Origin of the sequence: Promicromonospora sp. NPDC057138 (assembly GCF_042670845.1) — a bacterium.
Classification (GTDB): Bacteria; Actinomycetota; Actinomycetes; order Actinomycetales; family Cellulomonadaceae; genus Promicromonospora.
Genome location: NZ_JBHUUX010000073.1, coordinates 1 through 25,442 on the forward strand (window position 1 = coordinate 1; position 25,442 = coordinate 25,442).

A 25,442-nucleotide genomic window follows, 5' to 3' on the forward strand; every position below is an offset into this window, starting at 1 on the left:
GGTTCGCCGAGGCCCAGGTCGCCTCGGCGCGGTTCGACCTGCGGGCGGAGCTGACGGGGGCGGAGGCCGTGCGGTTCCTGCGGTCCCTGCCGCGCACTCAGGCCCCGGTAGGAGAGCTCGACCAGCGGTAGGAGAGGTCGGGAGGTCAGCCGATCAGGTGCTTCAGGGCGAGCTGGTGCAGCTTGACCAGGCCGTAGTCCCGCTCGGCGAGGGCGTCGACGTCGGGGTCGGCCTCGGCGAGGAAGGAGTCGAACGTCTCGCCCTCGGCGAGGGTCGACTGGCCCAGCTCGAAGATCCCGGCGTGCTCGAACGCCGCCTTCACCTCGGGGTCCTCGCGGTACGCCTTCGCCTTCGCGGCGAGCATGGAGTAGGTCTCCATGTTGGCCTTGGCCGACTCCCAGACGCCGTCGAGGTACTCGGTGCGCGACGGCTTGTAGTCGAAGTGGCGCGGGCCCTCGTAGCGCGGGCCGCCGTTCGGGAAGCCGTTCTCCAGCAGGTCGACCGTGAAGAACGCCGACAGCAGGTCGCCGTGACCGAACACGAGGTCCTGGTCGAACTTCGGGCCGTGCTGGCCGTTCAGGTCGATGTGGAACAGCTTGCCGACGTGCAGCGCCAGGGCGAGGCCGTGTGTGTAGTTCAGGCCGGCCATCTGCTCGTGGCCCGTCTCCGGGTTGAGGCCCACGATGTCGGCGTTGTCGAGCGAGTCGATCAGCGCGATGGCGTGGCCGATCGTCGGCAGGAAGATGTCGCCGCGGGGCTCGTTGGGCTTGGGCTCGAGGGCGATCTTGAGCCCGTAGCCCTTCTCCTTGATGTAGGAGGCGACGGTGTCGATGCCCTCCGCGTAGCGGGCGTGCGCCGCGTTGAGGTCCTTCGAGTTGTCGTACTCGGTGCCCTCGCGGCCACCCCACATGACGAACGTGGACGCGCCCATGTCGGCGGCCAGGTCCGCGTTGCGCAGCACCTTGCGCAGGCCGAAGCGGCGCACGTCGCGGTTGTTCGAGGTGAAGGCGCCGTCCTTGAAGACGGGGTGCGTGAACGTGTTGGTGGTGACCATCTCGCAGACCATGCCGGTTTCGGCGGCGGCCTTCTTGACGGAGTCGATGTGCTTCTGGCGCTCGGCCTCGTCGGAGCCGAAGGGGAAGACGTCGTTGTCGTGGAACGTGAAGCCCCAGGCGCCGAGGTCCGCGAGCTTGCGGATCGAGTCGGCGGGGTCGAGATCGGGGCGGGTCGCCGTGCCGAACGGGTCGGCGGCGGGCCAGCCGACGGTCCAGAGGCCGAACGAGTACTTGATGTCGCTCACGGGGGTCTCCTCATCGAGGCGGCCCCGGCATGCGGCGCCGCATTTGTTGTACGACTGAACTATTGCGTGAGCCTCGGTTAGAGTCAAGGCGTGACCACCGCCGGGACCGCACGCGAGACCGCCACGCGGACGGGCCCTGGTGCGGCCCGTCAGCACACCCTGCGCGAACGCAACCTGGAGCTGGTTGCGCGCGCGGTGTACGAGGTACCCGAACCACTGTCGCGCGCGGGGGTGGCCGCCGCGACCGGTCTCGCCCGGGCCACGGTGTCCACGCTGGTGGACCAGCTCGTTGCCGCCGGGCTCGTGCGCGAGCTGCCCGCCGTGACCGGCGGGCGCGCCGGTCGGCCTGCGGTTCCGCTGGTCCCCGCCCCGCGCTCCGTCGTCGGCCTCGGACTCGAGGTGAACGTGGACTACCTGGGCGTGCGTGTGCTCGATCTCACCGGGGACGTCGTGGCCGAGCAGGTGGTCCCGGGCTCGTTCCACGACAGCGACCCGACGGCGGTGCTGGGCCGCCTCGGCGCGCTCGCCCGCGAGGTGTCGGACGGCGTCGCCGCCGCGGGCATGACCGTCGCCGGCGCGCGGCTCGCGCTCCCCGGCCTGGTCGACCCGCGCACCGGGCTCCTCGAGGTCGCGCCCAACCTCGGCTGGTCCTCGCTCGAACCGGTACCGCTGCTCGGGCTCGGCGACACCGAGGTCCGCATCGCCAACGAGGCCAAGCTCGCGGCGCTCGCGGAGCTGGCCGGCGGCTCGGACGTCGCGGCGCCCGACTCGTTCATCTTCGTGTCGGGCGACGTCGGCATCGGCGCGGCGATCGTCGTCGACCGCGAGCTCTTCCTCGGGGAGCGCGGGTGGAACGGCGAGATCGGGCACGTCGTCGTCGACCCGGCCGGGCCGCGCTGCTCGTGCGGCGCATTCGGCTGCCTGGAGCAGTACGCGGGCAAGGAGGCGATGATGCGCGCGGCGGGCCTGCCGCCGGACGCCCCGCTGGACGCGCTCGTCGCCCGGCTGGCCGACGCCGATGCCGACGCCGCCACCGACGCCGCTCAGCCGGCCGGCGGCCGGGCCGCCTTGCCCGCCGGCCGCGCCCTCGGCTCGGCGCTCGCCGACTTCGTGAACCTGCTCGACGTCGGCACCATCGTCCTGGGCGGCGCGTACACCGAGCTGCTGCCGTGGCTCCGGGCCGACGTCGAGGCCGTGCTCGACGACCGAGTGCTCTCCGCGCCGTTCGTCGACCTGCAGGTCAGGGCCGCGCAGGCCGGGCCGCAGGCCGCGCTCACGGGCGGAGCGCGCGAGGTGCTCCAAGCGGTCCTGGCGGCCCCGGCAGCCTGGGTCTGATGCACGCACGGGACTCGTTGGTCGAGCCCGTTGGTCGAGCTTGTCGAGACCTCACACCCGGGTCTCGACATGCTCGACCAACGACTCCTAGGGCTCGTCCGGGGTGTCGATCGGGCCGAGCGTGATCTCCGGCGCGCCGGCAGGCTCCTCGAGCGTCTCGACCGGCTTCTCGTCCTTGCCCAGCAGCCGCTCGACGGCGCCGTCGAGCATCGTCGTGATGGCCTTGACCAGACCCGCCTCGTCGCGCGCCTCCAGGCGTTCGACGAGCACGGCGTGCGCGTCGGCGGTGTCCTTGCGCACCACGTACTCGTCGCTCACGGTGAACGTGGCCATCCGCACCTCGACGATGAGCGTGGTCATCCACCGGGTCAGCCACGGGTTGCCGGCCGCGGCGACCATGGCCCAGTGCAGGTTGAGGTCGGCGCCGCCGACCCGGCGCGCGTCCCGCGTGCGGTTCGCGGCGACGAGCTCGTCGTGCGCGTGGCGGACGCCGGCGACAGCGCCGTCGTCCCCGGAGCGGACGAGCAGCCGGGCGGCGGTGGTCTCCACCGACTTGCGCGCCTCGTAGAGGGCGGGCAGCCGCTCCCGGCCGATGGTCGCCACGCGCATCCCGCGCCCCGGCGTCGCGACGAGCAGCCCTTCCTGGACCAGGCGCTGGGCGGCCTCGCGCAGCGGGCCGCGGCTCACGCCGAGCTGCGTCGCCACCTCGACCTCCCGGATCGGCGAGCCGACGGCGAGCACCCCCGCGTAGACGGCGTTCCGCAGCTCCGTCTGGATCAGGTCGACGGTCGAGGGACGCGTCACCCGGGAGAAGGACGGGGCGGTCGCCAGAGTGGCCCGCGAGGGGTGGGACATCGGTGCTCCTTCCGTGAGCGCACGTCAATGACGACATCATCCCCGGTGTGCGGCCACCTCGTGGCGCCGGGCGGGATGCGGGAGGCGTGGGCCGGGTGAAACCGCAAATTGTAGACAATCCTAATGTCGAACGCTAGATTGTCTGAGCGTCTTTGTCGCGCTACGGTTGCGAGTCGTCCGTGAACTCCAGCCCACCCAGGCTTTGCCATAGGCGCCGGTTGGGCGTGAAGGGAACCATGTCTACATCAAGAGTCCGCCCGCTCCGCCGAGTCGTATTCGCCGCGGGTTCAGTACTCACCCTGGCAGCTCTGGCGGCGTGCACGTCGACGGCTCCGGACGCCGGCGGTGCAGGCGGCGCCGGCGCGCTCGAGCAGCTCCAGGAGGACGGCTCCATCACCGTCGCGTTCAACGGCGAGGAGCCCTACAGCTACGAGGACGGCGGCGACCTCACCGGCGCCACCATCGCCCTGGACCGGGAGATCTTCGGCGAGCTCGGGGTCGAGAGCGTCGAGGGCGTCCAGACCGAGTGGAACTCGCTCATCCCCGGCCTGACCGCCGGCCGCTATGACACTGTGAGCGCCGGCATGTCCATCCTGCCGGAGCGCTGCAGCGCGGCCTTGTTCTCCGAGCCGGAGATCATGTACACGACCGCGTTCCTGGTGCCCGAGGGCAACCCCGACAACCTGACAGACATGCAGTCCGCCCAGGATGCGGGCGTCAAGCTCGCCGTCCTCAGCGGGGCCGTCGAGTCCGACTACGCCGACGAGCTCGACATCGAGAAGATCGAGGTCGGCGACGGGCAGGACGGCCTGGACGCCGTCACGTCCGGTCGTGCCGACGCGCTGGCCCTGACGGGCATCTCGCTGCGGACTCTCGCGGAGAAGACCGATGCCCCGGTCGAGGTCACGGACTCGTTCGTGGCCGAGATCGATGGCGTGCCGCAGATCGGTGCCGGCGCCGAGGTCTTCCCGAAGGGCGAGGAGGAGCTGCGCGACGCCTACAACGAGAAGCTCGCGGAGATCGTCTCCGACAAGGAGCGCTGGCTGGAGATCGTGGAGCCGTTCGGCTTCACGGAGGCCGAGTACCCCGTGGAGGGCCTGACCACCGAGAAGCTCTGCGAGGGTGACCTCGATGCGCTGGCCGAGGAGCTGGCTCCGGAGCTCGGCCAGGACGGCTGACCGAGCTCGTGTCGGACAACCTTCAACAGCTCACCGAGCTGCTGCCGCAGCTCGGTGAGGGAGTTCTCGTCACGCTCGGGCTGACGCTCGGTGGTGCGGTGCTCGCGCTGCTCATCGCGTTCACGCTGGGGTTCGGCTCGCGCGCCCGCACGAGGTGGGCGCACGTGCCGTCCCGGGTGGTCGTGGAGTTCTTCCGCGGCACGTCGCTGGTCGTGCAGATCTTCTGGCTGTACTACGTGCTTCCGCTTCCGCCGTTCTACGTCGAGCTGGACCCGCTGGCGTGCGGCATCCTCGCGCTGGGGCTCAACTACGGGGCCTATGCCGCCGAGGTCGTGCGCGGCTCGATCAACTCGGTCGCGAAGGGGCAGTGGGAAGCGGCCATCGCGCTCGACCTGGGGCCCGTGCACCGCATGCGCCGGGTGATCATGCCCCAGGCGTGGCCGCTGATGATCCCGATGTTCACCAACCTGCTGATCCAGCTCGTCAAGGGTTCCGCCCTGGCGGCGTACATCTCGCTGCACGACCTCAACTTCTTCACCGAGGAGCTGCGCGAGCGGACGTCGGAGACGGTCTTCTCCTACACCGTCGGCCTGCTGCTCTACTTCGCGGTCGCCTACCTGCTCACGCTGGCCATGAACGCCCTTGAGGTGCGGGCGAAGAACCGGCTGGGCACGGGACCGTCGCTGCGTGAGGTCCTGCGCCTGGCACCCGCGCAGACCACTGCGGACGTCGGTGCGGCAACCGCGGCAACTATTGCGTCGAAGGGAGGCGACCGAGCATGAACGAAGCAGCATGGAGCTGGGAGCACGCCGCGGCCGTGCTCCCCGAGCTGCTCGACGGCCTGCGGATCACCGTCCTCGCGACCGTGGTCGGCATGGTCATCGCCTCGGTACTGGGCCTGCTCGTCGCAGTGGTCCGCCGATCGAGCCCGCGTGTCGTCACCATGCCGATCGGCTTCCTGGTCGAGTTCATCCGGTCGACGCCGCTGCTGGTGCAGCTCGTCTTCGCGAACCTGCTGTTCACGCAGTTCCCGTCGCTGGCCATCGGCTGTGTGGTGCTCGGCATCCACTACGCGACGTACATGTCGGAGGTGTATCGCGCCGGCATCGACGCGGTGCCGAAGGGACAGTGGGAGGCGGCCGTCGCCCTCGACCTGCCGCGCTCGCGCACCTGGGGCGCCGTCATCCTGCCGCAGGCGATCCGCAACACGCTGCCGGGACTGGGGAACTACGCGATCTCCATGTTCAAGGAGACACCGTTCCTGTTCGCCATCGCCGTGGTCGAGATGTACACGGCCGCGCAGCAGTACGGCGCAGGGACCTTCCGCTACATCGAGGCGATCACGATGGCCGGCCTGCTCTTCCTGCTGGTGAGCTACCCGACGTCGCTGCTCGTCCGCCGATTGGAGAACCGCCTTGCCTGACAACGACACCACCCCCGCGATCCAGTTCCAGGGGGTCGTCAAGCAGTTTGGGCACAACACCGTCCTCGACGGCCTGGACTTCTCGGTCGCCCAGGGCGATCGCGTCACGCTGATCGGCCCGTCGGGCTCCGGCAAGACCACCATCCTGCGGCTGCTCATGACGCTGGAGGAGGCGGACGGCGGCCTGATCTTCGTCGACGGCGAGCCCTACACGCACGAGATGCGCGGCGACAAGCGGGTGCCCATCCCGGAGAAGCGGCGCAGCCTGGTGCGGCGACGCGTCGGGATGGTGTTCCAGCAGTTCAATCTGTTCCCCAACATGACGGTGCTGGAGAACATCATCGAGGCGCCGGTCCACGTGCTCGGCAAGCCCAAGGCCGAGGCGATCGCCGACGCCGAGGCGCTCCTCGACCAGGTCGGCCTGGCCGAGAAGCGCGACGAGCGCCCCACCAAGCTGTCCGGCGGACAGCAGCAGCGGGTCGCGATCGCCCGAGCCCTCGCCATGGAGCCGGACATCCTCCTGCTCGACGAGGTGACGTCCGCGCTGGACCCGGAGCTCGTCGCCGACGTGCTCGGGGTGCTCCGGAACATCGCCGAGACCACGGACATCACGATGCTGATCGTCACGCACGAGATGCAGTTCGCCCGCGAGGTCTCCAACCGGGTGCTGATGTTCGACGGCGGAAAGATCATCGAGGAGGCCGACCCCGAGACGATCTTCACGTCCCCGGCCCACGAGCGGACCCAGGAGTTCCTCCGCGCGGTCCTCTGACCGGAATGGACCAGGGCCCTGACTGGCCGTACCCGGTACGGCGGGTCAGGGCCCTCGTGCTACCGATCGGGCCGGTTCCTCACCAGGCGACGGGGCCGGCCGCGTCGACGAACGTCCCGCTCGGGCCGTCCGCCCCCAGCAGCGCCATGTCGGCCACGATCCGGGACGCCTCCTTGGCGGGCGTGGGTGCGGCGGCGCGGTTGTCTGGCCCGCCCAGATCGGTCTGCACCCAGCCCGGGCAGACCGAGTTCACCAGGATCGACGTGTCCGCGAGCGACTTGGACAGCGCGATCGTCAGCGCGTTGAGCGCCGCCTTCGACCCCTGGTAGGCGGGCAGGACCAGCCCGAAGTACGGCGACCGGGGATCGAGCTGCTCGGTCAGCGAGCCCATCGTGGTCGACACGTTCACGATGCGGCCCGCACCGGAGCGTCGCAGCAGCGGCAGCATCGCCTGCGTCACCGCCACCGCGCCGAACAGGTTGGTCTCGAACGTCGTGCGGAACCTGGCGAGGTCGAGCGGACGCTCCAGGTCGGGCGCCGTGGCCTCCGGCAGGATGCCGGCGTTGTTGACCAGGATGTCGAGGCGGCCGTACTCGCGCTCGATCCGCTCCGCGGCGGCCACGGCGTCGGCGTCGACGGTCACGTCGAGCGTCACAGGCCAGGCCTTCAGGCCCGCGGCGCGGAGGGACTCCGCGACGGCCTGGGCACTCGCTGTGTCGCGACTGCCGATCAGTACCGTCGCGCCGGCCTGGCCGAGGCGCCGTGCCACGGCGCGGCCGAGTCCCCTGTTCGCCCCGGTGACCAGGGCGATCGGCGCGTTGTCGTCATGCGTTGTCGTCATGGCTAGAGCCTCGGCGGTCAGGTCCCGCGATGCTGGCGGTATTCCGACGTCGCACTCGGCGCCTGGGTGGGCGGCCGTGCCGTGCGCGTTTCAGGCGCCGGTCGACTGCTTCGCCCCGCGGTCGATGCCGAGCGTGGCGACGAGGTCCTCGTGGAGCTCGAACCAGACCCGGTGGCAGGAGTCGACGTCGACCCGCCGCTTCGGCCTGCGCTGGACCGGGTTCCGGGGCTCCGCCCGCCCGTGACGGGCCGGAGCCGTGCTGTCGGAGGTGCGCCTGGGCAGACTCGAACTGCCGACACCCGCTTTAGGAGAGCGGTGCTCTATCCACTGAGCTACAGGCGCTCGCGCCTCTCCTGGCGGGAGGAGCGAGACCGGCGTCGGGCGGTGCCCGGACCGGCGCACACAGCCTAACGTCCGCGGGGCCCTGCGCGCGAAGCGCCGGGCGGGTCGGGCGAAGGTGTCAATTGCGCAACATCGGTGACAAACCTTGACGAATCGGCCAAAAGGGAAGAACGATGCTCACCAACCCGACGTAACGGTGCGCGGGTCCGCACGACGACGGTGCGGGGCTGGACGAGAGGATCGACGATGTTCTTTCGACAGACGAGGTCCCGGGGCACGTTGGCCCTGGCGACGGCCACGGTTGCGGGCCTGCTGCTCGCCGGCTGCTCCGGCGGCGGAGGTGGGAGCGCACCCACGGCCGCGCCCAATCCGTACGCGACTGCCGAAGGCATGGACTCCGCGACCGAGCTCGTGGGCGAGTACCCCCGTGAGGAGACGCTCTTCACGAGCGGCACCCAGTGGGGCCCGCCGTCGTCCTGGAACCCGATTCCCGGGGCGGGGCACGCGACGGGCGCGCGCGGCCTGCTCTACGAGCCCCTCTTCCAGTTCGACCCGATCACCCTCGAGCTGACGCCGTGGCTCGCCGAGGGCGGCGAATGGACCGACGACGACACCTACGTGCTCACGCTCCGCGACGGCCTCACCTGGCAGGACGGCGAGACGCTCGACGCCGACGACGTGGTCTTCACGGCCGAGCTCGGCAAGGTCGACGCCGTGCCGTGGAGCAACATCTGGACGTGGCTGGACAAGGTCGAGGCCACCGACGACACGACAGTCGAGTTCACGTTCTCCGACCCGCGCTACCAGGAGTGGGACAACTGGCTCTACAGCACGATGGTGCTGCCGGAGCACATCATGGGGGACTGGAAGGACGACGAGCTCCTGTCCAACCCGAACGAGAAGCCGATCGGCTCGGGCGCGTTCAAGTTCTCCGCCGTCGGGCAGGACCGGATGGTCTGGGAGCGCAACGACGACTGGTGGGCCAAGAGCGAGCTCGGCCTCGAGATGCCGATGAAGTACATCGTCGACGTCGTCAACACCTCCAACGAGGTGGCGCTCGGCCTGATGCTGTCCGGCAGCCTCGACCTGAGCAACAACTTCCTGCCCGGCGTCAACACACTCGTGGACCAGGGGTCGGTCAGCACCTACTACGACGGCGAGCCGTACATGCTGGCGGCGGCGTCGGCGAACCTGATCCCGAACCAGACGCGGGCGCCGATGGACGACGTCGACTTCCGGCAGGCGCTGGCGCGGTCGATCGACGTCGACAAGATCGTGACGAACGCCTACGGCGGCCTCGTGCAGAAGGCCCACCCGTCCGGCCTGGTGCCGGCGTTCGAGGAGTACTACGACGAGGACGTCGCCGCGGAGTTCGGCTACACCTTCGACCCGGAGGAGACCAAGTCGATCCTGGCCGACGCCGGCTACGAGGACACCGACGGCGACGGCTTCGTCGAGACGCCGGACGGCGAGAAGATCGACCTCAAGCTGATCGTCCCGGCGGGCTGGACCGACTGGATGGAGGCGGCGCGCGTCATCGCGGAGGACGCCTCGGCGGCCGGCATCAAGGTCACCGCGGAATTCCCCGACGCGGGCGCCGTCGACGACGCGCGGGCCACCGGCGATTTCGACCTGCTCATCAACGGCAACGCGGGCATCAGCAACACGCCGTGGACGTACTACAACTACGCGTTCTACCAGCCCATCCAGGAGCAGATGCTGGCGGGCAACTTCGGCCGGTACGAGAACGACGAGGCTTGGGAGCTGGTGCAGGACCTCTCGCGGACCGAGAGCGGGACGGCGGAGTTCTCCGAGACGCTGTCGCAGGTCGAGGAGAAGTTCATGACCGAGATGCCGATGATCCCGCTCTGGTACAACGGCGCCTGGGCCCAGTACAACGAGTCGCAGTGGACCAACTGGCCCAAGGAGGGCCGCGAGGACGCGTACTTCCCGGTGCTGTGGAACAACTACGTGCAGCTGGGCGGCCTCAACACGCTCCTCGCCCTTGAGCCGGCCTCCTGACGTATGCGCGGATATCTCGCCCGCAAGACCCTGGTCTACGGCCTGACGTTCGTCGTCGCGGTCACGCTGAACTGGCTGATCCCCCGGCTCATGCCGGGGGATCCGGTTCAGCTGATGGTGGCGCGCGCCGCCGTGCAGCACCCCGAGACGATCGCGTCGATGACGCAGTACTACGAGCGGATGTTCGGGCTCGACCTGCCGATCTGGCAGCAGTACCTGAACTACTGGGGCTCGCTGTTCCGCGGTGACCTGGGCACCAGCGTGTGGCTGTTCCCCGCGCCGGTGAGCCAGGTCGTGCTCGACGCCGTCCCGTACACGCTGGGCATCATGATCCCGGCCATCCTGCTGAGCTTCGTGGTCGGCAACAGCGTGGGCGCGATGGCGGCGCGCAGCCGCTGGCTCGACAACGTCGCCCTGCCCGTCGGCTACCTGATCACGGCCATGCCCTACATGTGGCTGGCGATCCTGCTCGCGTGGGGCTTCGGCGTGGCGCTCGGCTGGTTCCCCGTGGCGGGCGGCTACGACTTCGGCCTCGTGCCGCGGTGGTCGTGGTCCTTCGCGGGCGACCTGCTGCAGCACTGGGTGCTGCCGTTCCTGTCGCTCTTCCTGGTCTCGCTCGGCGGCTGGGCGATCGGCATGCGGAACCTGATCATCTACGAGCTCGAGTCGGACTATGCGAACTACCTCGCCGCGCTCGGCGCGCCGAAGCGGCTCATCCGGCAGTACGCGTTCCGCAACGCCCAGCTGCCACAGATCACCGGCCTGGCGCTGCAGCTCGGCACGATCCTGGGCGGCGCCCTGGTGACCGAGATCGTGTTCGCCTACCCGGGGCTCGGCAAACTCGTGCTGTCCGCCATCCAGAACCAGGACTTCTTCCTGCTCCAGGGCACCCTGCTGTTCGTGGTGATCGGCGTGCTGGTCGCCAACTTCGTGATCGACATCGTCTACGTGCTGGTCGACCCCCGCACGCGGACCGGACTGACGGGGGGCACCGCATGAGCCGGAGGCGCAGTGGAGGGTGGGGGCCGAGGCACGAGGTACCCGCCCGTAGCAGAGCCGCAGGCTCAGGCGGAAGGAGAACCGCATGACGGCGACACAACCGGTGGCGGGGCCGGGGACCGAGGCGGGCGAACAGCCCGGGGTGACCGGGGCGGCGTCGGGCGGCGTGCTGGCGGGCGGGCGCAAGCCCGGGGGAGACGCGCGCGAAACGCTGTACTTCGCGCTGCGCAACCCCAAGGTCATCATCGGCATGGTGGTCGTGCTCGGGTTCCTGCTGCTGGGCCTGATCGGGCCGGCGTTCCTGCGGTACGCGCCGATGGACTACGCGGGGCCGCCCATGGCGCCGCCGTCCGCGGACTTCCCGTTCGGGACGACGACGTTCGGGCAGGACGTCTTCGCGCAGTTCGTCGCCGGCCTGCGGTCCACGTTCCTCGTGGGCCTGCTGGGCGGCGGGGTGTCCGCCGTCATCGGGATGACCATCGGGTTCGTCGCGGGCTACCGCGGCGGCCTGATCGACGAGCTGCTGAACATGCTCACCAACGTGGTGCTCGTGATCCCCGGCTTCGTGGTGCTCATCATCATCAACGCCTACCTCGGCGTGCGGAGCGTGCCGATGCAGGCGCTGTACATCGGCGTGTTCAGCTGGCCCTGGGTCGCGCGGGCCGTGCGCTCGCAGACTCTGTCGTTGCGCTCGCGGGACTTCATCGACCTGGCGCGGCTGTCCGGCGTGGGGGTGGGCACGATCCTGCGGCGCGAGGTCGCGCCCAACATGTACTCCTACCTCTTCATGACGTTCGTGCTGCTGTTCGGCGGGTCCATCCTCACGGCGGCGTCGCTCGACTTCATCGGGCTCGGGCCCACCAACGCGATGTCGCTCGGCCTGATGATGAACCAAGCCGTGCAGTGGAGCGCGCTCCATCTGGGGCTGTGGTGGTGGTTCATCCCGCCGGGGCTGGGGATCACGCTCATCGTGGGGTCCCTGTACATCATGAACGTCGGCCTCGACGAGGTCTTCAACCCCAAGCTGCGGGAGATGTGATGGTCCTTTCCGTGACCGACCTCCGGGTCTACTACCGCACCCGCCGCGGCGACGTGAAGGCCCTCGACGGCGTCACCTTCGAGGTGGCGGACGGCGAGATCATGGGCATCGCCGGCGAGTCCGGCTGCGGCAAGACGACGCTCGGCAAGGCCCTGATCCGTCTCGACACCCGCATGAAGCACGTGGGCGGGTCGGTGGTCCTGGACGACGCCGAGCTGCCGCTGTCCGACGACGCCGCCATGAACCGCCACCGCTACCGCGAGGTGTCGCTCATCCCCCAGTACGCGATGTCCGCCATGAACCCGACCCGCAAGATCGGCCGGATGATCCGCGACCTGCTCGGGGCGCACAACGTGCGGTACTCCGAGGTGCTGCCCGAGCTCGAACGGCGCCTCAAGCTCGTCGGGCTCGAGACCGACGTGCTGGGGCGCTACCCGATCGAGCTGTCCGGCGGCATGAAGCAGCGCGTGGTGCTCGTGCTGTCCACCCTGCTGAACCCGTCGCTGCTGATCGGCGACGAGGTGACCTCAGCGCTCGACGTGTCCTCCCAGAAGGCGGTGGCCCGGGCGCTCGTCGAGTTCCGGGACCACGGGTTCGTGAAGTCGATGATCGTCATCACGCACGACATCTCCGTGCTGTTCCAGGTCGCCGACACCATCCTCGTCATGTACGCCGGGCATCTCGCCGAGAAGGCGCCCGCCCGGACGATCATCAGCGAGCCCCTGCACCCCTACACGAAGATGCTCATCGGGGCGCTGCCCACGGTCGGCGACCGCTACGAGGAGCAGCAGCTCGAAGGGATCGAGGGGCGGCCGCCGTCGCTCCTGGAACCGCCCGCCGGCTGCCGGTTCCGCGACCGCTGCCCCCTGGTGCATGACAAGTGCGCCGAGGCCCCGCCCTTCCGGGAAGTGTCCGAGGGACACCACGTCGCGTGCTGGGCGGTGAGCTGATGCTCACGCTCGACCAGCTCGACAAGGTCTACAAGACCGGCACCTTCGGCACCTCCGACCTGCACGCCGTCCGGCAGGTCAGCCTCGACGTGCAGCGCGGCGAGGTCGTGTCGCTCATCGGCGAGTCCGGCAGCGGCAAGTCGACCATCGGCAAGATGGTGCTCCACCTGCTCGACTCCACGGGCGGCAGCATCATGTTCGACGGGCGCGACGTCACCAAGCTCGGGTTCCGCGCCCGGCGCGAGTACTACCGCAAGGTCCAGGGCGTGTTCCAGGACCCGTTCAGCTCCTTCAACCCCATCTACAAGGTGGACCGCACCTTCGAGACGCTGCGGCACTCCTACTTTCCGAAGGTCTCCTCCGCGAGCTGGCGGGAGAAGCTGGACGACGCGCTGGCCGCCGTCACGCTCGAGCCGGACGACATCCTCGGCAAGTTCCCGCACCAGCTCTCCGGCGGGCAGCTGCAGCGCCTGCTCATCGCGCGCGCCCTGCTGCTCGACATCGAGCTGCTGGTCGCCGACGAGATCATCTCCATGCTCGACGCCTCCACCCGCATCGACGTCCTGAACCTGCTGGGCGAGCTCAAGGGGCGCGGCCTCGGGATCCTGTTCGTCACGCACGACCTCTCGCTCGGCAACTACGTCTCCGACCGGGTGGTGATCCTCTACAAGGGGCGCGTGGTGGAGCGGGGCGACACGAGCGCCGTCTTCGACGACCCGCTGCACCCCTACACGCGCGACCTGCTCGCCTCGGTGCCGCACCTGGACCGGACGTGGGAGGAGGTCGAGGTGCAGGAGGCGGAGCGCACCCGGCGGCTGGCGGGGCGGTGCCTGTACCACGAGGCGGTCGCAGCGGACGGCGCGGACGGTGGTGCCGAGGTGCCGGACGGCCTCGGGCTGGTCGAGCACGCGCCCGGCCACTTCGTGGGCTGCTTCCGCAAGGCGGCCGACGAGGAGTGCCCGGCGGCATCCTGAGCCCACGCCCACAACGAAGCTGTCAGGCGCGGATCAGGACCGGGACGCCCGGGTCGAGGCCGGCGAGGCGTTCGAAGTCGGTGCTCGTGAGGCGGACACAGCCGTTGCTGACCGCCAGGCCCTGGTCCACGCCCACGTGGATCGCGGTGGCGGCGTAGTCCGTGCCGTAGAACCCGTCGAGGGACTCGCTCTGCATCGACAGGAACACGGACAGCCCGGTGTTCACGGCCTCCGTGACGGTGAAGACCTGCGTGAGGCCCTCCGGCGTCGGCGTCTCGGGGGCGCCGACGGCGGCGACGAGCCGGTCCTGGGCGCCGTCGGCCTGCGTGACGGTCACGGTGCGGTCCGACAGGTCGACCACCACTGACCGCCTCTCCTTCTCCAGGGTGACGTCGCTCGCGCGCAGCCAGCCGGAGACGCCGTTGACCTTCTCGGGGTCGTGCGACGGGAGGCTGCCGCGCCCGTACGGCACGAGTACCTTGACCCACCCCGGCCGGCGCTCCAGCACGAGCCAGCGCGCGTCGGCGTCGTAGTACGCGGACTCGAGGGCGAGCACCGGCTTCTTGGTCACGTCGGGGCGGGCCCAGGCCGGGGTCCGGTCCGCCCTCGGCACGGCGACCGAGCCCGGCAGGCCCCGGAGCGTGTCGATCTTGGCCAGCGGCAGCGCGCTGGGGAGGATCTCGTCGATGGCCGGGTCGGGCAGGTCGGCCAGCGAGAAGGCCGCAGGCGTCGGCGTGGGCTTCGGCGGGCTGGCCGACGGCGACGGGCTCGGCGACGTGACCGTCACCGCGGCGGGATCGGGCTGGGCGTCCGGCGTCCGGCCGAACCAGACGGCCGTCGCGACGAGCGCGACGGCCACGACGCCCACGATCCAGCCCCAGGCCCGCGCGGCCGTTCGGCGCGGGGCATGTCGTGCCGCGAACCCTCCGTGCCTCTCCGACATCTGTCTCCCTCCACGCGCGTGCGCCGGGTGCCGGCGCTGTGTCCATGGTGCCCCCTGGACCGATTCACCGGGCAGTCGAGCCACGGACGATACCGGGCCGTCACACATGTCCGATATCTTCTTGTTCGCCCACCCCCTGGGCATCCGAACTGTTGTTCGATAGTCTCGCCCGACAGTCCTCGACCAAGGAGAGATCCCCGTGGCACCCGCCGACCGGACGTTCCCCGTCACGACCGTCCCGACGCGCCGTTCCCGCAGTCTGGTCCTCACCGGTGCGATCTCCGTCGCCCTCATCTCGACCGGGTCCGCGTACCTGGCGATGGTCCAGTTCGGCATCGACGTCCTCGCCATGAACCAGGGCACCGCCTACGCGACGGCCGGCGTCTTCGAGCTGTCGCTGGTCACCGTCGCCCTCCTGGCCCGCGAGGCCGCCCGGGACAACCGGCCCGGCGGAACCCTGCTCGCGCTGACCTGGGCTCTCTCGTCTGCCTCCGGGGTGTTCGCCGCGTGGCACGAGGCGTACATCGGCCACCCGGTCGGCGCCGTCCTGTTCCGGTTCATCGTGCCCCTGCTCGCCGCGCTCATGTGGCACCTGGCGCTGATCGGCGACCGGCACCTCGCCACCGGCACGTCCTGGTCGGCGATGCGGCAGTCCGCGCGGATGCACGCGCTGTTCCTCACGACCGAGGACCTGTTCCGGGCACAGAGCCTGAACGACGGCTCGCGATCCGCCCGCCGTCGGCTCGCGCGGGCGGAGGCCGGACGTCGCCGGGCCCGGTCCGTGGCGCTGCGCACCGTGCCGCCCACGGAGATGCGTGCGCAGGTCGCGGCCTGGTGCGAGGCGCTGGCCGCCGTCGGGGACGGCACGGCCGACGTCGCGCGCCTGCACCTCGCCGACCGCCGGCACCTGACCGGGATCGTGGCCGACGGCGATCCCCTGGACACCGGGGTGCCGAGCACGCGGACCGAGGGCCAGATCGGGGCGCCCGCATACGAGAGCCGGGCCGCCGACGCCGTCGCCGCGGAGTTCGGCGACGGACGTCCCGCGGCGCGTGGCCGCGACGGGAACACGAGCGACGGCGGTGTCCTCGACGGCGGAGTGCTCGCCGACGGCGTGTTCGACGACGCCGTCTTCGACGGGGAGCGGTTCGGTGAGGGTGTGTTCGACGGCGACGCGGAGCGCCGGCCCGCCCGGGTGAGCGCCGCCCTCGACATGCCCAGGCAGGGCGTGAGCGAGCGTGCGCCCGCGCCCGACGTCGACCGGCCGGCCCAGTCGGGTGGCGCCGATCCGGCGGGCCGGCCAGGTCCGGAGGCGACCGTCGCGCAGCCGGCCGAGGCGGCGGCCCGCGCCACCGCGAACGTCCGGGAGGCGCTGCCGCCGCGGCGCAGGCCGCGGCGTGACACGCGGCTCGGCACGCAGGACGCCGAACGCATGCTCGACCTGCGCACCGAGGGGCGTACGTACCGGGAGATCGCGAAGGAGGTCGGCGTCAGCCCGTCGACGGTGAGCAAGCGCATGCGTGAGTTCACGGAGACTGGTTCGATCCCGATTGTCAGGACCCGCTGACCCGCCCCACAACCCACCTGCCTCGCCAGAGGACTACTCCGGCGAGCCCGCGTGGGCTACGTGGGCCAGCGACTTCCAGACGAGCAGGAGGGTGACGCCCGCGCCCGCGCAGGCGAACCACCACGGGGCCACCAGGCCCCACTGCTCCGCGATGACGCCGCCGATGGCCTGCCCGAGGACGAGGCCCCCGAACACGCAGATCATGTTGATCGACGCCACGCGGCCCTGGAACTCCTTGGGCACGGCGCGCTGCCGGACCGTCGTCGACACCGTGCCCCAGACGAACGCGTAGACGCCGAACTCGAACATGATCGCTATCGCCACCCAGCCGGTCGTGGTCAGCGCGAACGCCCCGTGCGTGAGCACCTCCAGCGTCAGGCAGACGCGGATGAGCGTCGCGAGGTTCAGGTGCCGCTCCAGCCAGCCGTAGACGAGCATGCCCACGATGCCGCCCAGCGCGCTCGCCGTCGTCAGCAGGCCGTAGCCGACCTCGCTCATGTGCAGGTGGTCGAGCGAGTACTTGACCAGCACGCCCCATGGCGCGGCCCACGTGATGTTGAAGACGAGGATCACGATGCTCAGCGTCCGCACCGGCGCGTGGTGCCACACCCAGCGCAGCCCCTCGGCGATGTCCTTGCGGATGTGGCTGTCGGCGTCGCGCACGTTGGTGAACGAGGTGCCGGGCGGGGCAGCGATGCGCGAGACCAGCAGGACCGCCAGCGCCACGCACACCACCTGCACCGCGAACGGCCACACCATGCCGGCCGCGAAGAGGAAGGCGCCGAGCGGCGGGCCGACGAGCTGGTTCGCGGTGAGGAACCCCGCCTGTAGGCGCTGGTTGCCGGTGCCGAGGTCGGCGGACGGAACGAGGGTGGGCAGGAGGGTCTGCTGCGTGGTGTCGGCGAAGACCTCGGCGACGCCGTAGAGGAACATCGCGGTGAGCACCATCGCGATGCTCACGGTGCCGGTCGCGATGAAGACGCACAGGACGGTGATGACCACGGCCCGGAGCGCGTTGGCGACCATGACGACGACGCGGCGGTCCAGGCGGTCGGCCAGCGCGCCGGCCCAGAGCCCGAAGAGGAGCCACGGCAGCCGCTGCAGCATCGCGGCGAGCGCGACGATGAACGCGCTGTCGGTCTGCGACGCGACGAGCAGCGGCCCGGCGGCGAGGGCTATGCCGTCGCCGATGTTGCTGGTCCAGGAGGCCGAGACGAGCCAGCGGAACGGCTGGCCCAGCCGGCGGGGAAAGACTGCCTCGACGAGTGCGCTCACAAACGTTCGAGTTTAGGTCCGGCGTCCAGGCTTTTTTGTAGGACCGGACCGGGCCCGATCTCGGCGGGTGATTTCGACGGCGCCGGGGCCGCTCCCGGGACTCCGGGAGGCGGCCGGGGGCGGCGTCGGCGACGCGATGGCCGCAGGCCGCGAAAATGGCGGAATGCTGCGGAAAATTGGGGACGCAGAAGGGGCAGAGCGGGCAAATGGATAACGTTTCAGATCGGCACGTCCGGCTACTTGGACGATCGTCCGACTCGGTGTTGACGTCCGACAGGAACAGGTGCAGACTCTCACAAGACGGTGCGCATCGCCCGCCCCCTGCGCGGTGCGCACCGTCATACCCCGTCGGGCTTCGGCCCGTCTGCGAAGCCCCTTCGGACCCCCTGCCGGAGGGGCTCTTGCATGCCCCGACACGCCCGGGCGTCTTTTTCACCCGGCGTGTCGCGCGGCGTGGCGTCCGGCCCTTGCGGACGGCGCGCGGTTAGCGTGCTGGTGTGAACGCTGCACGCCGCCAGACCGCAGCCGCCTCCGAGATCTCGGCCGACTTGTCCGAGGAGCTCTCGGCCGCGCTGCAGGACGAGACAGAGGACCCGGCCGCCGAGCCGGCCGCGTCGGGGGCACCGGGGTCCACGTCGGACGGCGCCCGGGACCCCATGACCGAGTCGGTCGCGCGCTGGCGCGCCGGCCTGGTCCTGCTGGCCGGGGGATCCACCCTGGCCGACGTCGGACTGCTGGGCGAGGCCGTCATCGACCTGTCGGCGGCCCACCCGTCGGGTGTCGCCCAGCTCTTCGCGGGCCGGCCGACCCGCCTGTCCAACCTCGTGCGCGAGGCGGGTGCGCTGCCGGCGGCCCGCCGTCGGGCACGGGCGGTCGCCGCACACTCCGCCCAGCACGCGCAGCGCTACGGGGTCTCGCCGACCTACCTCGCGATCGGCGTCGCGACGTGGACCGAGCGTCCCGCTCCGGGCGGCGACTCGAACGACAGCTCGAACGACATCTCGAACGACATGGAGGCCATCACCCGGGTGCTCGGCCCGGCGAGCGTGGCCCCGCCGGAGCAGGACTCCGCCGACAGCCCCGCCGACGCCCCGGCCCTCACGGGCTCGGTTCCCATCGTGACGCTGGCCATGCCCACCGGCCGCCCCGTGGCGCCGTCCGACGACGAGGAGACGCAGGAGCCGCGCGTGGTGCGCGCGCCCGTCATCCTGCGGCCCGTCATGCTGACGCCGCGCAGCGACGGCGAGGGCGACTACGACATCACGCTCGATCCCACCGCCGAGATCAACCCGGTGGTGGCGCGCACGCTGCGCGCCCACGGGGCCCTGCTCGACCCCGTCGCGCTCGCGAAGGCGACGTTCACGCTCGCGGGCTTCAACCCGACCGACGTCCTGGACCGGGTGGCGAGCCTCGGGTCGGCGGTGCTGGGCGAGTTCCGGCTCGACCGGCGCGTGCTCGTGGGCACGTTCGTGCACCCGGGGCAGGTGCTCGTCGACGACCTCGACGAGCTCGCCCCGACCCTGGGGGAGCACGAGGTGGTCTCCGCCCTGGGCGGCGTCGACAGCTCGGTGACGCGGCTGGGCAAGGTGGAGCTCCCCGAGTCCCGGGTGGGCGACGCCGACCCGGCGCACGAGCGCGGCGTCGGCGACCTGGACCCGCACCAGCGGCACGTCGTCGACGCGCTCGCGACGGGCAGCCACCTGTTCGTGGACGCCCCCGTCGGGGCCGACGTCGCGGGCACGCTGGCCGCCGTCGTCGCCGAGGCGAACGCGAGCGGACGGTCCGTGCTGTACGTGCCGGGGCACCGGCGGGCCGCCGACGCGCTGGCCGCGCGGCTGGCGTCGATCGGCCTCGACGGGCTGCTGCTCGACATCGCGCCCGTCCCGACGTGGCGCACCTCGACGTCGCGCCGCCTCCTCGAGGCGATGACGCCCGCGCAGGAGCGGATCGACGTCGAGGAGGTGGGGCGCGTCCGGGACGCCCTGATCGGGTCGCGGGCGCAGCTCGCGGGCTACATCGAGGCGCTGCACCGGGTCCGCGACCCGTGGCGCGTCTCCGCGTACGACGCCCTGCAGGCGCTCGCCCGGCTCACGTCCGAGCGGCCGGCCCCGGCCACCCGGGTGCGGCTCGACCCCGAGTCGGTGCTGGCGCTGGGCGCCGAGCGCCGCGCCGAGCTGGCGGCCGACCTGGAGCGGGCGGCCGAGCTGGGCGCGTTCACGCTGCGGTCGTCGTCGAGCCCGTGGTTCGGGGCGCACATCCTGACCGACGACGACGCCCGCTCCGCCCTCGCCCGCGTCACCCGCCTCGGCGAGCACACGCTGCCCGAGCTGCGCAAGCAGATCGAGTACGTGGCGCGGGTGACGGGCCTGGTCCAGGCGACGACGGCGCGGCAGTGGGGCGAGCAGCTCGCCATGCTCGGCGGCATGCGGGGCACGCTCGACGTCTTCCAGCCGATGGTCTTCGAGCGCACGGCCGCCGACATGGTGCAGGCCACGGCGTCCCGGAGGCAGCGCGCCGAGCAGGGCGCCGAGATGGGCTGGCTGACCCGGCGTCGGCTGAAGCGGCGGGCGCGCGAGATGGTGCGCCCGGGCGTCCGCGTGCCGGACATGCACGCGGCCCTCGTCGAGGTACAGCGGCAGCGCGAGGTCTGGCAGGCGCAGTGCCCGCGCGGCGGCTGGCCGACGCTCCCCGAGGGGCTGGCGGGCGTCGAGGAGACCTACGAGGCGGTGCGCATCGACCTCGAGGCGCTGGAGCCGGTGCTGCGTTCCTCGCAGGCGGGCGGCGGGCTGCTCGACCTCGACCTGTTCGCGCTGGTCCAGCGGCTCGCGTTCCTCTCCGAGACGCAAGAGGCCCTGACCTCGCTGCCCGAGCGGACCGCCGTGCTGCGGCGCCTGCGCAGGGCGGGGCTCGACGAGCTGGTCGACGACCTCGGCGACCGCCGCGTGGAGGCCGACCTCGTAGGCCCCGAGCTGGAGCTGTCGTGGTGGTCGTCGGTGTTCGAGCAGATCCTGGCCACCGAGCCCGACCTCGCAGGGCAGGACGGCGCGGGGTTGGACGCTCTCGCCGGGCGGTTCCGCGAGCTGGACCGGCGGCACGTGGCAGCGCTGTCCGCTCCTGTGCGGGCCGCGGTGCGGGCGCACCTCGGCGCCGCGATGCGCGAGGAGCGGGAGGACGCCGAGGCGCTGTACGCGAAGCTGGTCGACGGCGGCCTCACCTCGATGCGCGACCTCGTGTCCGCGCACGGCTCGACGGCGCGCCGGCTGCGGCCCACCTGGGTGTCGACGCCGACGATGGTGCCGCACCTGCTGCCCGCCGAGCGCAGCGCCGACCTGGTGATCCTCGACGCGGTGCAGCACGTGCCGGTCGAGGTCGTCGTGCCCGCGCTGGCCCGGGGCCGGCAGGTCGTCGTGGTCGGCGACCCGCGGTCGGCGTCGGGCACCGCGGTGCGGGACCTGGCGCGGCTGCTGCCGCGCGTCACGCTGCAGCCGGAGCCCGCGCGCCGGGACCCGCGGCTGACGGCGCTCCTGGCCGAGCACGGGTACGAGGGGATCATGCGGCCCGCGCCGCTGCCGCGTACCGAGGCGCTGGTGCACTTCTCGCTCGTGGACGGCGCCGGCATGCCCGACCCCGTCTCCGGCACCGTCGAGTCGACGACGGCCGAGGTGGAGCGTGTGGTCGATCTCGCCATCGAGCACGCGATGACCCGGCCCGAGGAGACCTTCGGGATCGTCACGGTGACCACCGCGCACGCCGACCGGATCCGCGAGCGGCTGCTGGCGGAGGTGCGGGCCAACCCCGCGCTGGCACCGTTCTTCGCCGGATCGCGGCCCGAGCCGGTGGTGGTCGCCGACGTCACCGGAGTGGCCGGGCTGGCGCGCGACACGATAGTGCTGACCCTCGGTTTCGGGCGGACGCCGCACGGCCGCGTGCTGCACCGGTTCGGCGTGCTCGGCGACGCCGGCGGCGACGCGATGCTGCTCGGCTCGCTCGGCGCGGCGCGCAAGCGGCTGCACGTGGTGACGTGCTTCCCGGCCTCCGACCTCGACTCCGAGCGGCTGCGTGGCCCCGGGCCGCAGCTCCTGGCGCGGGTGCTCGCGTTCGCCGAGGAGCGTTCGGGCCTCGCCGACCAGGTGGAGATCGGCAACGGCGTGGACGTGGCGCGGTCCGTCGACCGCCTGGTCGTGGACCTGGGGGAGCGGCTGTGGCGCTCGGGCCTCGTGGTCGAGACCGACTACGGCCTGCCCGGCGGCGACCGGATCCCGCTGGCGGTCGGTCACCCCGACCTGCCGGGCGAGCTCCTGGTCGCGGTCCTGACCGACGACGCCGCCTACGTGGCCGAGCCCTCCATCCGCGTGCGCGACCGGCAGCTCGCCGAGCGGCTCGAACGGCTCGGCTGGGTGGTGGCCCAGGTGTGGTCGGCCGCCGCGTTCCTGGACCCGGACGCCGAGGCCGAGCGGGTGCGGCGCGTGGTGCTGTCCGTGCGGGATGCCCGGGTGGGGCTTGCCGGGGGAGTGGCGCCGGCCGCGGAGCTGATCGTGCCGCAGGTGCTCGACGACTGAACCCTTGGACGTGTCAGACGCCCAGGTCACTCCGGTGACCTGGGCGTCTGACACGTCTTGCAGGTCTTGCAGGTCTTGCACGGTGGGGCTTCCGCGGGTTGCGGGGACCAACGGTTAGGCGTAACTTACCGTTCGTGGGAACTTACCGAATGGCGACCGGTGCCGGCGGCTCGGAGCGGGGCGCCGGGCGCGGCGAGCAGCAGCTCGACGCGCTGGGCGACGCTCGCCGCCGGGACATCGTGGCCCTGCTGTCCGACGGCGCTGTGTCCGTGGGGGAGCTCGCGGAGCGGCTGCCGATCAGCCGGCCCGCCGTGTCGCAGCACCTCAAGGTGCTGAAGGAGGCCGGTCTCGTCCGCGATCACGCGGAGGGCACGCGGCGGCTCTACGGCCTCGATCCGAGCGGGCCCGCCGGCGTGCGGGCCTACCTCGACCGTTTCTGGAGCAATCAGCTGGCCGCCTTCGCCGAGTACGTCGGCGAGGACGCCGTCCGACGGCGGAGCGGTGCCCCGTCCCGTCAGGCGGGGCGCGGCGAAGAATCCGAGAGGGACCGACCATGAGCGAGACCCAGTCGTACACGCCCGTCGTGGCGGAGGTGACCGTGCCCGCCGGACTGGCGCGGGCGTTCGAGCTCTTCACCGTGGAACACGCGGCGTGGCTCTCCGAAGGGCACTGGCTCGGGGACGAGCGGCCCGCGGCGATCGTGTTCGAGCCGACCGCGGGCGGCCGCTGGTACGAGCGGCAGCCCGACGGCACCGAGTGCGACTGGGGCCGGGTGCTCGAATGGGGCGCCCCCGGCCGGCTCGTGCTCGCATGGATGCTGGGCGGCGACTGGCAGTTCGACCCGGACGGAGAGCGGGCGAGCCGCGTCGAGGTGACGTTCACCGAGGTCGGGCCGGACCAGACCGTGCTGCGCTTGGTGCACACCGGGTTCGAGGCGCACGGTGAGGGCGGCGGCTCGGTCCACCGTGGCGTCGGCTCCGCGACTGGATGGCAGGCGTACCTGGACGCACTGGTGGCGTTCGCCACGGCCTGACCGAACGCGCGCCGGTCGGGGCGACAATAGTCGGGTGAGCGAGCCCGTGAACGCGCCGGCCGACCCGGCACAGAGCAAGGCCGCCCCGCGACGGCGGGGTCCCCGGCGCGCCGTGCGCCGGGGGACCGAGCGTGAGGCCGTGCTGGGCGTGAGCGCCGACGAGCGCCCGGCCGGCTGGGGCGAGGGGTCCGACGGCGGGGGCGCCGCCGACGCCGGTCACGGCTCCAACGACGAGCAGCTCCGCCGGGACGTCCCGCCCCACTGGGCCTGACGCCTCCGCTGGTCGAGCTTGTCGAGACCCCGTGTGCCGCATGATCGGCAATACGCCAGGCGGTCGGTAGAGGGTCAGATGATCGGCAACTCGAACTGCCGGTCACCTGACCTCTTGCCGATCATGCGCGAATGCGCATGGGGCGCCGAGCTACTTGGCTCAGTTCGACCGCGAGTCGGCCCGCGAGCCGGCCTGGGCGCGCAGCAGGTCGCGGATCTCGGTGAGCAGCACGATGTCCTCGGCGAGCGACTCCTCGACCGTGGGCTCGTCCGCGCGCTTGCGCAGCGCCGAGAGCCGCTTCACGGGCAGGATCACGAAGAAGTAGATCGCGCCCGCGATCAGCAGAAACATGATGAGGCCCTGGATGAACAGGCCGATCGGGAACTCGGTGGATTCGCCACGCCAGTTCGGGATGCTGAAGGTGATGCCGGAGAAGTCGGGCGCGCCGACCAGCCACCCGATGAGCGGCATGATGAAGCCCTTGACCAGGCCGTCAATGACGCCGGAGAAGGCAGCGCCGACGACTACGGCGACCGCGAGGTCGAGCACGTTGCCGCGCGTGATGAATTCCTTGAAGCCCTGAAACATCGTGGGATCCCCTGGGGTTGTTCCGAACATTCGGCCGAATTGGCGGCAACGGTACGCCAGTATGCCCGAACCCTTCCCGCCGAACCTCTACGGCACCAGCACCGCCGTCACCGAACCCCAGCCGGAGACCGCCGACAGCTCGGGGGCGTCCTCCGGGCTCACCGCGACGAGGGTGACGGGCCGGTCGCCGTCCGACGCCGGGCCGAGCAGCCCGCCCGCCGCGTCCGGCTCGCGCCCCGCCGGGACGGGCAGCACCAGCGCGCCGCGGGCGAGGTACCGGGGAGCATCCGCGGGCTCGCTGCCCGACGTCGTCCCAGCCAGCAGGTCCACTCGGTCGCCGGGGCGCAGGAGGGCGGCGACGGCGTCGTCGGACAGGCGGACCGGGACCACGACGGTGCCGCGGGGCGCGGCGGCGGAGACGCCGTCGTCGGACACGAGGGTGGCATGCAGCGGAGCGCCAGCCGGCAGCCCGACGACAGCCGCGCGGCCCAGCAGACCGCCGACCGTGTGGACGGCGCCGGGCGGGGCGACGTCGGCGGCGATGGCGCGCATGACGACGTCGTCGCTGGTGAGCTCCGTGCCGGCGGTGACGGGGCGCGCGGTGACGGCGACGTCGACGGTCGGGGGTGGGGGCGGGCGCAGGATGTGCACGGTCAGCGTGGCGGCGAGGCCGATCAGCGCCGCCGCGAGGGCGAAGCGCCAGCGCCACAGGACGCGTCGCGCCCGGCGGAGCCTCGCCGAGCGAGGTCGGCCCGGGTGGGACAACAGTCCGGCGAGGACTGTGCGCGGCCGGCGGTGCGGCTCGCCCTGGCTCCACGGTGTGCGTGAGCTGGCGCCGGGCGGCGATCCGTGGCGCGCGGCCGGTTCGGCGATCGTGTCGAGAAGTCCCATGCCGGCGACGCTATGCAGTCGAGGTGGGGCGGCGGGGCCGGCGTCGGGCAGCCTGTGTACGACGGCGGGAAAAGGCGCCCTGTGGTCGAGCTCGCATCGCTGGAACCTCGTCGCGCGGGTCGGTGGATCCGCGCAAGCACATGGGACTTCGGTCCATTGCCTCACACGTCTCACGACTTCGGTCCGTTGCTTTGAGATCGGTCAATCAAACGACCGATCTCAAAGCAACGGACCGAAGTAGGCGCGGCGGGCCCGCAAGGGACCGAACACGGGCCCAGGATCATG

Annotated in this window: 22 protein-coding genes and 1 tRNA gene; 15 read left to right on the forward strand and 8 right to left on the reverse strand. The window is 71.6% G+C overall.

Annotation, left to right across the window (positions count from 1 at the left end; translation table 11 throughout):
• Nucleotides 1-145: 145 nt before the first annotated feature.
• A complete protein-coding gene (xylA, locus tag ACFT2C_RS25275; protein WP_377209849.1) occupies nucleotides 146-1,300 on the reverse strand; it encodes a xylose isomerase in 1,155 nt (384 codons plus the stop codon).
• A gap of 90 nt (nucleotides 1,301-1,390) precedes the next feature.
• On the opposite strand from xylA, the gene ACFT2C_RS25280 reads away from it, so the two are divergent.
• Nucleotides 1,391-2,635 carry an ROK family protein gene (locus tag ACFT2C_RS25280; RefSeq protein WP_377209850.1) on the forward strand — a complete coding sequence of 415 codons (1,245 nt, stop codon included), beginning with the start codon at nucleotides 1,391-1,393 and terminating at the stop codon, nucleotides 2,633-2,635.
• 87 nt (nucleotides 2,636-2,722) lie between these two features.
• Here ACFT2C_RS25280 and ACFT2C_RS25285 read toward each other — a convergent pair whose 3' ends face one another.
• The gene (locus ACFT2C_RS25285) at nucleotides 2,723-3,490 is read right to left on the reverse strand and encodes a GntR family transcriptional regulator (protein ID WP_377209851.1); all 768 of its coding nucleotides are present in this window, start codon (nucleotides 3,488-3,490) and stop codon (nucleotides 2,723-2,725) included.
• 236 nt (nucleotides 3,491-3,726) lie between these two features.
• On the opposite strand from ACFT2C_RS25285, the gene ehuB reads away from it, so the two are divergent.
• From ehuB to ehuA, 4 genes are read left to right on the forward strand one after another with little or no spacing between them, the layout of a single operon-like run.
• Nucleotides 3,727-4,668, forward strand: a complete 942-nt coding sequence (gene ehuB, locus ACFT2C_RS25290; RefSeq protein ID WP_377209852.1) for an ectoine/hydroxyectoine ABC transporter substrate-binding protein EhuB — start codon at nucleotides 3,727-3,729, stop codon at nucleotides 4,666-4,668.
• Between the two features lie 8 nt (nucleotides 4,669-4,676).
• Complete coding sequence (gene ehuC / locus ACFT2C_RS25295) at nucleotides 4,677-5,450, forward strand: ectoine/hydroxyectoine ABC transporter permease subunit EhuC (RefSeq protein WP_377209853.1); 774 nt, start codon at nucleotides 4,677-4,679, stop codon at nucleotides 5,448-5,450.
• Entirely contained in the window at nucleotides 5,447-6,091 is a 645-nt protein-coding gene (gene ehuD, locus ACFT2C_RS25300) for an ectoine/hydroxyectoine ABC transporter permease subunit EhuD (RefSeq protein ID WP_377209854.1), read from the forward strand. Before ehuC ends, ehuD begins: the two co-directional genes overlap by 4 nt.
• Nucleotides 6,084-6,863, forward strand: coding sequence for an ectoine/hydroxyectoine ABC transporter ATP-binding protein EhuA (gene ehuA / locus ACFT2C_RS25305; protein ID WP_377209855.1), 780 nt, complete (start codon nucleotides 6,084-6,086; stop codon nucleotides 6,861-6,863). The genes ehuD and ehuA overlap by 8 nt, the downstream gene beginning before the upstream one ends.
• Nucleotides 6,864-6,942: 79 nt before the next feature.
• Here ehuA and ACFT2C_RS25310 read toward each other — a convergent pair whose 3' ends face one another.
• The gene (locus tag ACFT2C_RS25310; RefSeq protein WP_377209856.1) at nucleotides 6,943-7,704 is read right to left on the reverse strand and encodes an SDR family NAD(P)-dependent oxidoreductase; all 762 of its coding nucleotides are present in this window, start codon (nucleotides 7,702-7,704) and stop codon (nucleotides 6,943-6,945) included.
• 269 nt (nucleotides 7,705-7,973) lie between these two features.
• Nucleotides 7,974-8,046: transfer RNA gene (locus tag ACFT2C_RS25315), tRNA-Arg, on the reverse strand.
• Nucleotides 8,047-8,292: 246 nt separating this feature from the next.
• Between ACFT2C_RS25315 and ACFT2C_RS25320 the strand changes: the two genes are divergently transcribed.
• The 5 genes from ACFT2C_RS25320 to ACFT2C_RS25340 all read left to right on the forward strand — a co-directional run bounded on the left by ACFT2C_RS25320 (nucleotide 8,293) and on the right by ACFT2C_RS25340 (nucleotide 14,030).
• Nucleotides 8,293-10,068 (forward strand): ABC transporter substrate-binding protein, encoded by a 1,776-nt coding sequence (locus ACFT2C_RS25320; protein ID WP_377209857.1) that lies wholly within the window; start codon nucleotides 8,293-8,295, stop codon nucleotides 10,066-10,068.
• Between the two features lie 3 nt (nucleotides 10,069-10,071).
• Nucleotides 10,072-11,067 carry an ABC transporter permease gene (locus ACFT2C_RS25325; protein ID WP_377209858.1) on the forward strand — a complete coding sequence of 332 codons (996 nt, stop codon included), beginning with the start codon at nucleotides 10,072-10,074 and terminating at the stop codon, nucleotides 11,065-11,067.
• A gap of 85 nt (nucleotides 11,068-11,152) precedes the next feature.
• Complete coding sequence (locus tag ACFT2C_RS25330; RefSeq protein WP_377209859.1) at nucleotides 11,153-12,106, forward strand: ABC transporter permease; 954 nt, start codon at nucleotides 11,153-11,155, stop codon at nucleotides 12,104-12,106.
• Nucleotides 12,107-12,117: 11 nt separating this feature from the next.
• Nucleotides 12,118-13,056 (forward strand): ABC transporter ATP-binding protein, encoded by a 939-nt coding sequence (locus ACFT2C_RS25335; protein WP_377209860.1) that lies wholly within the window; start codon nucleotides 12,118-12,120, stop codon nucleotides 13,054-13,056.
• On the forward strand, nucleotides 13,056-14,030 hold the full coding sequence (locus ACFT2C_RS25340; protein ID WP_377209861.1) for an ABC transporter ATP-binding protein: 975 nt from the start codon (nucleotides 13,056-13,058) through the stop codon (nucleotides 14,028-14,030). Before ACFT2C_RS25335 ends, ACFT2C_RS25340 begins: the two co-directional genes overlap by 1 nt.
• Before the next feature lie 22 nt (nucleotides 14,031-14,052).
• Here the strand turns inward: ACFT2C_RS25340 and ACFT2C_RS25345 are convergent, their stop codons facing one another.
• Complete coding sequence (locus ACFT2C_RS25345; RefSeq protein ID WP_377209862.1) at nucleotides 14,053-14,973, reverse strand: L,D-transpeptidase; 921 nt, start codon at nucleotides 14,971-14,973, stop codon at nucleotides 14,053-14,055.
• Between the two features lie 199 nt (nucleotides 14,974-15,172).
• Between ACFT2C_RS25345 and ACFT2C_RS25350 the strand changes: the two genes are divergently transcribed.
• Entirely contained in the window at nucleotides 15,173-16,540 is a 1,368-nt protein-coding gene (locus tag ACFT2C_RS25350; RefSeq protein ID WP_377209863.1) for a winged helix-turn-helix domain-containing protein, read from the forward strand.
• Between the two features lie 33 nt (nucleotides 16,541-16,573).
• On the opposite strand, the gene ACFT2C_RS25355 is transcribed toward ACFT2C_RS25350, so the two are convergent.
• Nucleotides 16,574-17,815 (reverse strand): MFS transporter, encoded by a 1,242-nt coding sequence (locus ACFT2C_RS25355; protein ID WP_377209864.1) that lies wholly within the window; start codon nucleotides 17,813-17,815, stop codon nucleotides 16,574-16,576.
• Between the two features lie 497 nt (nucleotides 17,816-18,312).
• On the opposite strand from ACFT2C_RS25355, the gene ACFT2C_RS25360 reads away from it, so the two are divergent.
• The 4 genes from ACFT2C_RS25360 to ACFT2C_RS25375 all read left to right on the forward strand — a co-directional run bounded on the left by ACFT2C_RS25360 (nucleotide 18,313) and on the right by ACFT2C_RS25375 (nucleotide 23,678).
• Complete coding sequence (locus tag ACFT2C_RS25360) at nucleotides 18,313-22,374, forward strand: hypothetical protein (RefSeq protein ID WP_377209865.1); 4,062 nt, start codon at nucleotides 18,313-18,315, stop codon at nucleotides 22,372-22,374.
• A 134-nt stretch (nucleotides 22,375-22,508) separates the two neighbouring features.
• Nucleotides 22,509-22,931 (forward strand): ArsR/SmtB family transcription factor, encoded by a 423-nt coding sequence (locus ACFT2C_RS25365; protein WP_377209866.1) that lies wholly within the window; start codon nucleotides 22,509-22,511, stop codon nucleotides 22,929-22,931.
• Nucleotides 22,928-23,407: an SRPBCC family protein gene (locus tag ACFT2C_RS25370; RefSeq protein WP_377209867.1), complete on the forward strand. Its 480-nt coding sequence runs from the start codon at nucleotides 22,928-22,930 to the stop codon at nucleotides 23,405-23,407. Before ACFT2C_RS25365 ends, ACFT2C_RS25370 begins: the two co-directional genes overlap by 4 nt.
• A 34-nt stretch (nucleotides 23,408-23,441) precedes the next feature.
• On the forward strand, nucleotides 23,442-23,678 hold the full coding sequence (locus ACFT2C_RS25375; RefSeq protein WP_377209868.1) for a hypothetical protein: 237 nt from the start codon (nucleotides 23,442-23,444) through the stop codon (nucleotides 23,676-23,678).
• A 159-nt stretch (nucleotides 23,679-23,837) separates the two neighbouring features.
• Here ACFT2C_RS25375 and mscL read toward each other — a convergent pair whose 3' ends face one another.
• A complete protein-coding gene (gene mscL, locus ACFT2C_RS25380; RefSeq protein WP_377209869.1) occupies nucleotides 23,838-24,266 on the reverse strand; it encodes a large conductance mechanosensitive channel protein MscL in 429 nt (142 codons plus the stop codon).
• An 87-nt stretch (nucleotides 24,267-24,353) separates the two neighbouring features.
• Nucleotides 24,354-25,157, reverse strand: a complete 804-nt coding sequence (locus ACFT2C_RS25385) for an RcpC/CpaB family pilus assembly protein (RefSeq protein WP_377209870.1) — start codon at nucleotides 25,155-25,157, stop codon at nucleotides 24,354-24,356.
• Nucleotides 25,158-25,442: the final 285 nt, after the last annotated feature.